Raw genomic sequence first — 11,260 nt, forward strand, 5'->3', positions numbered from 1 at the left:
GTTTAAAAAAAATTCAAACACTATAGGTAGTGAAATTTGTCATTTACTGCCTTATAGCCAATCCCTGCCTTCTACCCCCCCCAAAAACCATGCAAGCTGTCTTGAACACCCCTTCCACGCCTGCCGCTGGCAGCCCTGCCATCGCCAGTGCACCACAGGCGCCACAAGCTACGGATGCCAGTCTGGCCCACTACCAGATCATCCGGCGCAACGGAGCCGTCGTGCCGTTTGAGCCGCAGAAGATTGCCGTGGCCATGATGAAAGCGTTTCTGGCTGTGCGGGGTACGCAAGGCGCGGCATCGGCCAGCGTGCGCGAAGTGGTGGACGTCCTGACACACAACGTCGTGCGGGCCTTGGTGCGTTCACGCCCCGGCGGCGGCACCTTCCACATTGAAGACGTGCAAGACCAGGTCGAACTGGGCCTGATGCGCAGCGACCACCACGAAATCGCCCGTGCCTACGTGCTCTACCGCGAACGCCGGGCCCAAGAGCGCGCGCGCCAGGCAGAGCAACAGGCGCCGCAAACCCACACGCTGCACGTGCTCTATGGCAACGATCGTGTGCCGCTGGACATGGCGCAACTGCGCGGTCTGATCGAGTCTGCCTGTGCGGGCCTGGGTGCCGACGTCCATGCCGAACCCATCGTGCAAGAGACGCTGCGCAACCTCTACGACGGCGTGCCGATCGACGAGGTACACAAAGCCTCCATCCTGGCCGCGCGCACCCTGATCGAAAAAGACCCCGACTACACCTACGCCACCGCACGGCTGCTGCTGCACACCATCGCCCGCGAAGTGCTGGGGCGCGAAGTGGCCCCCTCGGAGATGGCGCAAAGCTATGTGGATTACTTTCCGGGCTTCATCAAGAAAGGCGTAGACCACCAGCTACTGGACGAGCGGCTGCTGCAATTTGACCTGCCCCGCCTGGCCAGTGCCCTGAAAGCCGAGCGCGATCTGCAATTTGACTACCTCGGCCTGCAAACGCTCTATGACCGCTACTTCATGCACGTGCGCAAAAGCCGCATTGAGCTGCCGCAAGCGTTTTTCATGCGCGTAGCCATGGGGTTGTCGCTCAATGAAATCGATCGCGAAGCGCGCGCCATCGAGTTTTACGAAGTGCTGTCGAGCTTCGACTTCATGAGCAGCACACCCACCCTGTTCAACAGCGGCACGTTGCGCTCGCAGTTGTCGAGCTGCTACCTGACCACCGTGCCTGACGAGCTGGACGGCATCTACGAATCCATCAAAGAAAACGCCCTGCTGAGCAAGTTTGCCGGTGGCCTGGGCAACGACTGGACACGCGTGCGCGCCCTGGGCAGCCACATCAAAGGTACCAACGGTGAATCGCAAGGCGTGGTGCCGTTCCTGAAGGTAGTCAACGACACAGCGGTAGCGGTGAACCAGGGTGGAAAACGCAAGGGCGCCGTCTGCACTTACCTGGAAACGTGGCACCTCGATATTGAAGAATTTCTGGAGCTGCGCAAAAACACCGGCGACGACCGCCGCCGCACCCACGACATGAACACGGCCAACTGGATTCCCGACCTGTTCATGCGCCGCGTGCTGGAAAAAGGCCACTGGACGCTGTTCTCACCCTCGGATGTGCCCGACCTGCATGACCTGTTCGGCAGCGCTTTCGAGACTGCTTACGTGGCCTACGAAGCCAAGGTGGCGCGCGGCGAAATCACCCACACGCGCACGGTGCAGGCCACCGACCTGTGGCGCAAGATGCTGACCATGCTGTTCGAGACCGGCCACCCTTGGGTCACGTTCAAGGACGCCTGCAACGTGCGCTCGCCGCAGCAGCATGCGGGCGTGGTGCATTCGTCCAACCTCTGCACCGAAATCACCCTGAACACCAGCGACACCGAAACGGCGGTGTGCAACCTGGGCTCCATCAACTTGCCGCGCCACCTCACCACCGGCGCCGATGGCCAACCCACGCTGGATCTGGTCAAGCTACGCAAGACCATCACCACGGCCATGCGCATGCTCGATAACGTCATCGACATCAACTACTACGCCGTCAAAAAGGCGCGCGACTCCAACCTGCGCCATCGGCCCGTGGGCCTGGGGCTGATGGGGTTTCAGGATGCGCTGTACGAGCTGCGCATTCCCTACGCATCGCCCGAAGCGGTGGAGTTTGCCGACCGCAGCATGGAAGCCATTTGCTACCACGCCTACTGGGCCAGCACCGAGCTGGCCGCCGAGCGCGGGCGCTACTCCAGCTACCAAGGCTCGCTGTGGAGCCAAGGGGTGTTGCCCCTGGACACCCTGGACATGCTGGCACAGGCGCGCGGCGGCCATGTCGAAGTAGACCGCTCCAGCACCCTGGACTGGGATGCCCTGCGCCAAAAAATCGCCCGGGACGGCATGCGCAACTCCAACTGCGTGGCGATTGCCCCCACAGCCACCATCTCCAACATCGTCGGGGTGGATGCGTCCATTGAACCGTGCTTTGGCAACCTGTCGGTCAAGTCCAACCTGTCGGGCGAGTTCACCGTGATCAACCAGCGTCTGGTGCGCGACCTCAAGCGCCTGGGCCTGTGGGATGACGTGATGGTGATGGATCTGAAGCACTTCAAGGGTTCGCTGCACCCGATCGACCGCGTGCCGCCAGACATCAAGGCGCTGTATTCAACGGCTTTTGAAGTAGCGCCGCAGTGGCTGGTCGAGGCCGCCTCGCGCCGCCAGAAGTGGATCGACCAGGCGCAAAGCCTGAACATCTACATGGCCGGTGCATCGGGCAAAAAACTCGACGACACCTACAAACTGGCCTGGCTGCGCGGCCTCAAAACCACCTACTACCTGCGCACGCAAAGCGCCACCCACGTCGAAATGAGCACCGTGCACACGCGCCAGCTCAATGCCGTGTCGTCGGGCGGCAATGCAGGCACCAGCCCCGCGCGTGCGCCCGAAAGCACGCCAGAAAAGGCCACCATGGGCGCACCGGCCAGCGCTGCGCTGCCAGCCACCGACATCCAGTTCTGCGCCATCGACGACCCGACCTGCGAAGCCTGCCAGTAACCACGCTCGTGTGCGCCGCCATCCCCCGGCGGCGCACCGCCCACACCACAAAAAATCATGGCAGCGCGGCGCTTGGGCGCTTTTCATTTGCATGCGCTGCTCTCATAATCTGAGCACTGGAATATTTATGCTGACCTGGGACGAAGAAGTCACTCCCCCATCGCCAAATTCACTGGACAGCGGTCTGCACCACACCCGCCTGCAGGCACAGGCGAGCCCGCTTTACACCGCATCCGATTTATCGTCAAACAGGGCTCCAGCGCCCAACCAGAGCGCGCAACCAGCTATCAATTCAGGAGCGAATCAGCACCACCGGGTGAATGCAGCCGACAAGCGCATCATCAACGGCCAGACCGATGTGAACCAGCTGGTGCCCTTCAAATACAAATGGGCCTGGGAAAAGTACCTGGCCACCTGCGCCAACCACTGGATGCCGCAGGAAGTGAACATGACGCGCGACATCGCGCTCTGGAAAGACCCCAACGGCCTGACCGACGACGAGCGGCGCATCATCAAACGCAATCTGGGCTTCTTTGTCACAGCCGATTCGCTGGCGGCCAACAACATCGTGCTGGGCACCTACCGCCACATCACGGCCCCCGAGTGCCGCCAGTTTTTGTTGCGCCAGGCGTTTGAAGAGGCCATCCACACCCACGCCTACCAGTACATCGTCGAATCATTGGGGCTGGACGAGAGCGAGATTTTCAACGCCTACAACGAGGTGCAGTCCATCCGTGACAAGGACGAGTTCCTGATCCCCTTCATCGAGGCGATCATGGACCCGGCCTTCAAAACCGGCACGCCCGAGGCCGATCAAACGCTACTCAAAAGCCTGATCGTGTTTGCCTGCCTGATGGAAGGGCTGTTCTTTTACGTGGGCTTTACGCAAATTCTGGCGCTGGGCCGCCAGAACAAAATGACCGGCGCCGCCGAGCAGTACCAGTACATCCTGCGCGACGAGTCCATGCACTGCAACTTCGGCATCGACCTGATCAACCAGCTCAAACTGGAGAATCCGCACCTCTGGACGCCCGCGTTCAAAGAAGAAATCCAGGCGCTGTTCATGAAAGCGGTGGAGCTGGAATACAAATACGCCGAAGACACCATGCCGCGCGGCGTGCTGGGCATGAACGCCTCCATGTTCAAAGGCTACCTGCGCTACATCGCCAACCGCCGCGCCACGCAAATCGGTCTGGAAACGCTGTTCCCGAACGAGGAAAACCCATTTCCCTGGATGAGCGAAATGATCGACCTCAAAAAGGAGCGCAACTTCTTTGAAACCCGCGTCATCGAATACCAGTCGGGCGGTGCCCTGTCCTGGGATTGACGCGCGCACATTGGCACCCCGACCATGGCTTTTTACCCCCCGCTTCGCAACCGCTGCACGCTTTGTGGCAGCGCTGTGAGGCGTTTCCTCGTTCATGGAGATGGATTGTTTTCCAACCCCATGAAACTCTCCGGGCCCACAGAAGGCCAGGAGTGCTCTGTGCTCATCGACCCAAGGAGAACATGATGGCAACTGCAAAAAAACCGGCCGCCCCCAAGGCCGAGCCCCTGAAAAAACCCGCTGCGGCAAAAAAAGCCGCGCCGACAAAGACAGAGGCTGCGGCCAAGGTAGTGAGTGCCGCCAAAGCCCCCGCCCCAGCCAAGGCTGCGGCGCCTGAGAAAGCTGCGGCGCCTGCCAAAAAGGCAGCGCCTGTGAAAGCCACGGTTGCCAAAAAAGCGGCACCTGCCAAGAAGGCAGCAGCCCCCAAGGTGGCCACTGTCGCTGCGGACATCACGCCTGCGGCTCCCGCTGTAGCGGCCAAAAAAGCAGCACCCGCCACCAAGGCAGTCACCGCTAAAAAGGCTGCGCCCGCCAAAAAGGCCGTGGCTGCAGCCCCCAAGGCAGCGCCCGCCCCCAAAGCAGCTCCTGCCAAGACAGCGCCTGCCAAAGAAGCAGCCGTAGTGGCCAAGAAAGCCGCTGCAGCCCCGAAAAAGGCCACGGCCAAGGTTGTCACTGCGGTAGAAAAAAAGGCTGCGCCTGCGAAGGCTGAACCCAAAGCCAGTGCCCCCAAGGCCAGCCCAGCGGCTGCCCCCAAAAGCGCCCCAGCCAAAGCCCCGGCAGCCAAGAAAGCCGTGAAAGCCACGGCCCCCGTCGCGCAAACCACGCTCAACCCCAAAGCGGCCTGGCCCTTCCCTACAGGCACCAAGCCCTGAACGGGCACTGCGCCATCAAAAAAGCCCGGCCAATGTGCCGGGCTTTTTTATGGTGCTGCGGGTGCTGGCCGCGTCAATCCACGTCTGGCACAAAGTCCAGCACGTAGTTTTGCGGTCCACGCTGCGCGATCTTGAGTGCGCCCATGCGGTTGCCCAATTGCGCGCAGCGCACCAGCGGCCAGCCGCGCTCCAGCCCCAACAACAAAGCGCCGCGCCAGGCATCACCGCAGCCGGTGGGATCCACCACCTGGGCCGGGGTGCAAGGGGCCACCCGCGTGACCACACCGGCCTCCCAGACGTCGCAGCCTTCAGCGCCCAGCGTGACCACCAGGCCGCGCACTTTGCGCGAAATGTCTGCCAGGCTCCAGCCAGTGCGCTCGCACAGCATCTTGCCCTCGTAGTCGTTGACGGTGACCCAGCTGGCCTGCTCGACAAACGCGGCAAGTTCCTCGCCCGAGAACATGGGCAGGCCCTGGCCTGGATCAAAAACGAAGGGGATACCGGCGGCCTTGAACTCGGCGGCATGCTGCAACATGGCATCGCGACCATCGGGGGCAATGATGCCCAGCGCCACGCCCGGCGCAGCCTCGACGTGGTTGACATGGGCCTGCACCATGGCGCCGGGGTGGAAGGCCGTGATCTGGTTGTTGTCACGGTCGGTCATGATCATGGCCTGCGCCGTATAGGTGTCAGGCACCTGGGTGATGTGGCGCGTGCTGATGCCTTGGGACTGCAGGCGCTGCACATACTCGGCGCCATCGTTGCCCACCGTGGCCATGGGCAAGGGCGTGCCACCGAGCAGTTGCAGCGCGTAGGCGATGTTGCCCGCACAGCCGCCAAAGTCCCGGCGCAGGGAAGGCACCAGAAAAGACACGTTCAGGATGTGGAGCTGGTCGGGCAGTATCTGCTCGGCAAAGCGGCCCTCGAAATTCATGATGGTGTCAAACGCCAAGGAACCGCAAATCAGGACTGCCATGTCAAAAGTTTATTCTGGCCAAAGGCCGTTTCAGGGGTAAAAAGCCAGCACCCGGTAGCCCGCCACGGTGGTGTTTCCCAGGGCAAGCCGGGCCAGCAACGAGGCGCTCCATTCACCCTGGACGGGCAATTGGTCGGGGGCGCGAAAGTCCTGCGGCAAGAACACGCGGCGCAAGACAGGCTGATCGCTCACATCGGTCAGGGTCAGCTCTACCGCCGGTGCCTCCAGGGGCACATCGGCGCGGCTCTTGAGCGTGACAGCGAACTGGTACACATCGCCTTGCACCCGGTTGAACGAGGAGCTCTCGACCACCACGGCAGCCATGTCGCGGTGCGGCCCCACCACGCACTCCAGCGGTGCGCACAGCGCCTGCAACAACGGGCGCCACTGGGGCTGCGCTGCGGCAATGTAGTGGCGCTGGTGCACCACCATTTGCAAAGCCCAGGTGCAGCACAGCAGGACGCCCACCAATGCCAAAGCCCCCCGCACGGCGGGTTTGCGCCAAAAGGCTTTGCGGCGGGCGGCACGAACGAAAGAAGGCTCATCCTCGCCCGGCGCGGCCTCCGGTGCAGGGGCACCAGAGGTGGTTGCAGCCGATGCCGTATCGGCGGCTGGCACGCTCTCGCGCGCGGCTTTGGGCCGGGCGATGCGATGCGCTGCCAGCGCTTGCCCTGGCAACAGCGGGGCCAGGGCCGTGGTGTCAGGCAGGGTGGTGTCTGTGGTCTCGCACACGGCACTGGGGTGTGACCCTGGTTCTGGATCGGGTTCCGAGCGGGGTTCAGGCTCGGGCGCCAGGTCGAGTTTCAGACCCAGTTCCAGGTCTGGTGCGGGGTCAGGCTCAGGTTCTGGCGCCCGCTCAGGCTCGGGAAATTCCAGCCACTCCAGACTCAACTCTGGCGGGGCTGCGCTGGGCAATTCGTAGCCTGGCAGCTCGGCAGGTGCTTGCTCGGGTGTCTCTGCCTGCACGGACACGGGCACGGGCGCAGGAGGGAAGTCTACGGCTTCGACCACACCGGTCGCCGGGGTATCGGCAACCGCAGGAACCTCGGGGGCAACAGGCACCTCCAGGGCGGCGATGGCCACGTCGGCACCTGGCACATCCGGCACCACCACTGGCACGGGCGGCAGCGGCGCGGGCTCCACGGATGGCTCTGGTGTGCTGTCTGGTGGCGCATCCAGCACCGGGGTCGGCACTGGCACTGCGGACAGCGGCGCAGGCACTACTGTGGCGTCACACGCCTCGTCGGATGGCAGTGGCGCCGCCCCATACAAAGCGGGAGCCACAGGCGCCGGGGATGGCGACACAGCCAAAAAGGCAGGAATAACCACCTCGGGCACCTGAAGCACCGCCGCAGGCACAGGTGCGGGCACAGGTACTGGTGGCTGAGGCTGCATGGGCACCGCAGCACCCCAGGTCTGGGGAACCTCAGGGGTGCGGGGCACCAGCGCCACGGGCGAACGCAGGCTGTCGAACGCCATGTCCGGTAGCAGCGGGGGCTGCGGCACAGGTTGCAAGTGCTCGGCAGCGTCAAAAATCTGCTCGCATTGCCCACAGCGCACCCAGCCGTCCGAAATACGGAGTTGGTCTGGGACGACCTTGAATATCGTCGTGCAAGACGGGCAGCGGGTGGTCTGGCTCATCGGTGGGGGATTGTAGGCAGGGGCTTGGCGCTACGGTGGCGGGGGGGCGCGGCCTCAGCGCTGTGCAGTCATGAGAATCCAGCCATCTTCCTGATCGGCCACACGCAGTTGCAGCCAGGGCGCGTAGGCCTGCTGCAGCAGCTCCGCCTGGCGCTCCAAAATACCTGCCAGCACCAGGTGGCCACCAGGCGCCACATGCGCGCACAGCAAGGGCGCCAGCACCTGCAAGGGCGAGGCCAGGATGTTGGCCAACACCGTCTGGTACAGCCCTTGGGCGGCATCGGGCAAGGCGGCGTGCAGCGCGGCGTTGTTGGCCTGCGCATTGCGCACGGTGGACTCCACAGCCGCCGGATCAATATCCACGGCGTCAATCTCGGTGGCGCCATGTTTGGCAGCGGCAATGGCCAGAATGCCCGAGCCACAGCCGTAGTCCAGCACCCGGCCCAAGGCCGCTGCGGCGTCCGGCGACGTGGCCGCCTGGCGGGCAATCCAGCGCAGACACATGCGGGTGGTGGGGTGGGTGCCGGTGCCAAACGCCAGCCCGGGATCAAGGCGGATCACGCGCCGGGCTTGGGCGGGCGGCTCGTGCCAGGTGGGCACGATCCAGAACTCCGGCGTGATTTCTACCGGCGCAAACTGCGACTGCGTCAGGCGCACCCAGTCTTGCTCCACCACCGGGGCGAGCGATAACAGCTTGCAGCCCTCAAAAAAATCCTGGGCTTGCAACAAATCGGCCGCTTCTTTGGCGGCGGCTTCCGTCTCGAACAGTGCCACCACGCGGCTGCGCTGCCAGCCCTCTTGGGGCGGGGGCATGCCGGGCTCGCCAAACAGTGCCTGTTCGGCATCGGTCTGGGCGTCGGCATCTTCCACCGACACGCTCAGCGCGTCCAGCGCGTCCAGCGCATCGCTCACGGGCTCCACCCGGTCTTGCGGGCTCATCAGGCTCAATTCGTACATGGTTGGGTGCCTTTCGCACAGCAAAAACAAAAAGCGGGCCCGCGCACCAGGTTCGGTGTGGGCCCGCAGTTGGCAGGTGTCAGACCGCGATCAACGCTGGCGCTGCGACAGCCACTCTTCCAGATAGTGGATGTTGGTGCCACCGTCCATGAACTTGGCGTCCACCATCAGCTCGCGGTGCAGCGCGATGTTGGTGTTGATGCCCTCGATCACCGTCTCGGACAAGGCCGTGCGCATGCGCGCCAGCGCCTGTTCGCGCGTGTCGCCATGGACGATGATTTTGCCAATCATCGAGTCGTAGTTCGGCGGCACGTAGTAGTTGGTGTAAACGTGCGAATCCACGCGCACGCCCGGCCCGCCCGGCGCATGCCAGGTGGTGATGCGCCCCGGCGAAGGGATGAACTTGTACGGGTCTTCGGCGTTGATGCGGCACTCGATAGCGTGGCCGCGCAGCTGCGCGTTGATCTGGCGCTGCGTGAATGGCAGTTTTTCGCCCGCCGCCACCATGATCTGTGTGCGCACGATGTCCACGCCGGTGATCCACTCGGTCACCGGGTGCTCGACCTGCACGCGCGTGTTCATCTCGATGAAGTAGAACTCGCCGTCTTCATAGAGGAACTCGAACGTACCCGCACCGCGGTAGCCCATCTTTTTGCAGGCGGCCACGCAGCGGTCGCCAATGCGGTCGATCAGTCGGCGCGCAATGCCGGGCGCGGGCGCTTCCTCGATCACCTTCTGGTGGCGCCGTTGCATGGAGCAGTCGCGTTCACCCAGATAGACCGCGTTGCGGTGCTTGTCGGCAATGACCTGGATTTCGATATGGCGCGGGTTCTGCAAGAACTTTTCCATATAGACCGCCGGATTGCCAAACGCGGCACCGGCCTCGGCCTTGGTCATCTGCACAGCGTTGACCAGCGCGGCCTCGGTGTGTACCACGCGCATGCCGCGCCCGCCGCCGCCACCGGCCGCCTTGATGATGACCGGGTAGCCCACGGCCTTGGCAATGCGGCGAATCTGCACCGGATCGTCAGGCAGCTCGCCGTCCGAGCCGGGCACGCAGGGCACGCCAGCACGGATCATGGCCTGCTTGGCCGACACCTTGTCGCCCATCATGCGGATGTTCTCGGGCGTGGGGCCAATGAACTGGAAGCCGCTTTTCTCGACACGCTCGGCAAAATCGGCGTTCTCGGACAAAAAGCCGTAGCCAGGGTGGATGGCCTCGGCATCGGTCACTTCGGCGGCCGAAATGATGGCCGGCATGTTCAGGTAGCTCAGGGGCGAAGGCGCAGGGCCTATGCACACCGCTTCTTCGGCCAGCTTGACGTACTTGGCGTCGCGGTCGGCCTCCGAATACACCATCACCGCCTTGATGCCCAGCTCATGGCAGGCACGCTGAATGCGCAGGGCGATTTCGCCGCGATTGGCGACCAGAATCTTTTTAAACATAAGCGAACCCTTGGCAGGCGGCAGGAGTCGATTGCAGCATCGGCGCGGTCACTCGATCACGAACAGGGGCTGACCGTATTCCACGGCCTGGCCGTTTTCACCCAGGATGCGGGTCACCGTGCCGGTCTTGTCGGCTTCAATTTCATTGAGGATCTTCATGGCCTCGATGATGCAGATGGTTTCGCCTTCTTTGACCTGGCTGCCCACCTCGACAAACGGTTTGGCGCCAGGGCTGGAGGCGCGGTAAAAAGTACCCACCATGGGCGACTTGACCGTGTGTCCGGCAGGCGCTGCGGCCACGGGCGCGGGCAACTCGGCCACGGGCACCACCACCGGGGCCTGCGCGGCGGCAGCCTGTACGGGCGCGGCCACAAACTGCTGCACCACGGCGCCACCGCTCTTGACGATGCGCACCTTGCCCTCGGCTTCGGTGATTTCCAGCTCCGACACATTCGACTCGGAAACAAGGTCAATCAGGGTTTTGAGTTTTCGCAAATCCATGGAAGCTCCAACGGCTAAAAGCTGAACAGGGCGCGAATTTACTCCAATTTCGGCCTACTACAGTCTTTGCCATGCATTTTTCATTAAACCACCCCATCTACCAAACGATGGCAATGGCCAGATGGCGAACCATGGGGATGACAACGCATCAGCGCAGGGCCATCCAGTCCTTCAAGTTCTGGGGGGTGATCTGGCCCATTTTACGGTGGCGCACCTGCCCATCGGCACCGAAGACCACGGTAAACGGCAGCCCACCGGCCAGATTCCCCAAGGAGCGCGACAGGGCAATGCCCCCTTGCGGTGCCAGCGCCACCGGAAAAGCCACCGGCACCCGATCCAGAAAGGCGCGCACCGCAGCGGCCTGATCCACCGCAATACCCAGCACTTGCCAGCCGTTGGCGGCGTTTTCACGAGAAAAGCTGCTCAACAAGGGCAACTCAGCCACACACGGCGGACACCAGGTGGCCCAGAAATTCAGCACCAGGGGCTGACCGCGCAAAGCCTGCAAATCCAG

At 63.2% G+C, this 11,260-nt stretch carries 9 protein-coding genes; 3 read left to right on the forward strand and 6 right to left on the reverse strand.

The genetic code is table 11. The features are described from left to right. The first annotated feature begins 89 nt into the window (after positions 1 to 89). The 3 genes from PHX69_RS01045 to PHX69_RS01055 all read left to right on the forward strand — a co-directional run bounded on the left by PHX69_RS01045 (position 90) and on the right by PHX69_RS01055 (position 5,225). On the forward strand, positions 90 to 3,026 hold the full coding sequence (locus tag PHX69_RS01045; protein WP_288041931.1) for a ribonucleoside-diphosphate reductase subunit alpha: 2,937 nt from the start codon (positions 90 to 92) through the stop codon (positions 3,024 to 3,026). Between the two features lie 127 nt (positions 3,027 to 3,153). Beyond that, positions 3,154 to 4,353 carry a ribonucleotide-diphosphate reductase subunit beta gene (locus PHX69_RS01050; RefSeq protein ID WP_119013081.1) on the forward strand — a complete coding sequence of 400 codons (1,200 nt, stop codon included), beginning with the start codon at positions 3,154 to 3,156 and terminating at the stop codon, positions 4,351 to 4,353. 185 nt (positions 4,354 to 4,538) lie between these two features. After that, the gene (locus PHX69_RS01055; protein WP_288041933.1) at positions 4,539 to 5,225 is read left to right on the forward strand and encodes a histone; all 687 of its coding nucleotides are present in this window, start codon (positions 4,539 to 4,541) and stop codon (positions 5,223 to 5,225) included. Between the two features lie 73 nt (positions 5,226 to 5,298). Here PHX69_RS01055 and PHX69_RS01060 read toward each other — a convergent pair whose 3' ends face one another. The 6 genes from PHX69_RS01060 to PHX69_RS01085 all read right to left on the reverse strand — a co-directional run. Then, complete coding sequence (locus tag PHX69_RS01060; protein ID WP_119013080.1) at positions 5,299 to 6,201, reverse strand: carbohydrate kinase family protein; 903 nt, start codon at positions 6,199 to 6,201, stop codon at positions 5,299 to 5,301. A gap of 30 nt (positions 6,202 to 6,231) precedes the next feature. Beyond that, a complete protein-coding gene (locus PHX69_RS01065; RefSeq protein WP_288041935.1) occupies positions 6,232 to 7,842 on the reverse strand; it encodes a DUF3426 domain-containing protein in 1,611 nt (536 codons plus the stop codon). 54 nt (positions 7,843 to 7,896) lie between these two features. Beyond that, positions 7,897 to 8,799, reverse strand: coding sequence for a 50S ribosomal protein L11 methyltransferase (gene prmA, locus PHX69_RS01070; RefSeq protein WP_288041937.1), 903 nt, complete (start codon positions 8,797 to 8,799; stop codon positions 7,897 to 7,899). Between the two features lie 90 nt (positions 8,800 to 8,889). Next, a complete protein-coding gene (accC, locus tag PHX69_RS01075) occupies positions 8,890 to 10,245 on the reverse strand; it encodes an acetyl-CoA carboxylase biotin carboxylase subunit (RefSeq protein ID WP_119013077.1) in 1,356 nt (451 codons plus the stop codon). 48 nt (positions 10,246 to 10,293) lie between these two features. After that, on the reverse strand, positions 10,294 to 10,746 hold the full coding sequence (accB, locus tag PHX69_RS01080; protein WP_119013076.1) for an acetyl-CoA carboxylase biotin carboxyl carrier protein: 453 nt from the start codon (positions 10,744 to 10,746) through the stop codon (positions 10,294 to 10,296). Positions 10,747 to 10,894: 148 nt separating this feature from the next. After that, positions 10,895 to 11,260: TlpA disulfide reductase family protein (locus PHX69_RS01085; RefSeq protein WP_288041938.1), on the reverse strand; the 366-nt coding region annotated here is incomplete at its 5' end.

Source organism: Simplicispira sp., assembly GCF_028687295.1.
Taxonomy (GTDB): Bacteria; Pseudomonadota; Gammaproteobacteria; order Burkholderiales; family Burkholderiaceae_C; genus Simplicispira; species Simplicispira metamorpha.

Coding starts and splice junctions, on each gene's coding strand:
- PHX69_RS01045 (WP_288041931.1), top strand. CDS start 90: ATGCAAGCTGTCTTGAACACCCCTTCCACGCCTGCCGCTGGCAGCCCT.
- PHX69_RS01050 (WP_119013081.1), top strand. CDS start 3,154: ATGCTGACCTGGGACGAAGAAGTCACTCCCCCATCGCCAAATTCACTG.
- PHX69_RS01055 (WP_288041933.1), top strand. CDS start 4,539: ATGGCAACTGCAAAAAAACCGGCCGCCCCCAAGGCCGAGCCCCTGAAA.
- PHX69_RS01060 (WP_119013080.1), bottom strand. CDS start 6,201: ATGGCAGTCCTGATTTGCGGTTCCTTGGCGTTTGACACCATCATGAAT.
- PHX69_RS01065 (WP_288041935.1), bottom strand. CDS start 7,842: ATGAGCCAGACCACCCGCTGCCCGTCTTGCACGACGATATTCAAGGTC.
- prmA (WP_288041937.1), bottom strand. CDS start 8,799: ATGTACGAATTGAGCCTGATGAGCCCGCAAGACCGGGTGGAGCCCGTG.
- accC (WP_119013077.1), bottom strand. CDS start 10,245: ATGTTTAAAAAGATTCTGGTCGCCAATCGCGGCGAAATCGCCCTGCGC.
- accB (WP_119013076.1), bottom strand. CDS start 10,746: ATGGATTTGCGAAAACTCAAAACCCTGATTGACCTTGTTTCCGAGTCG.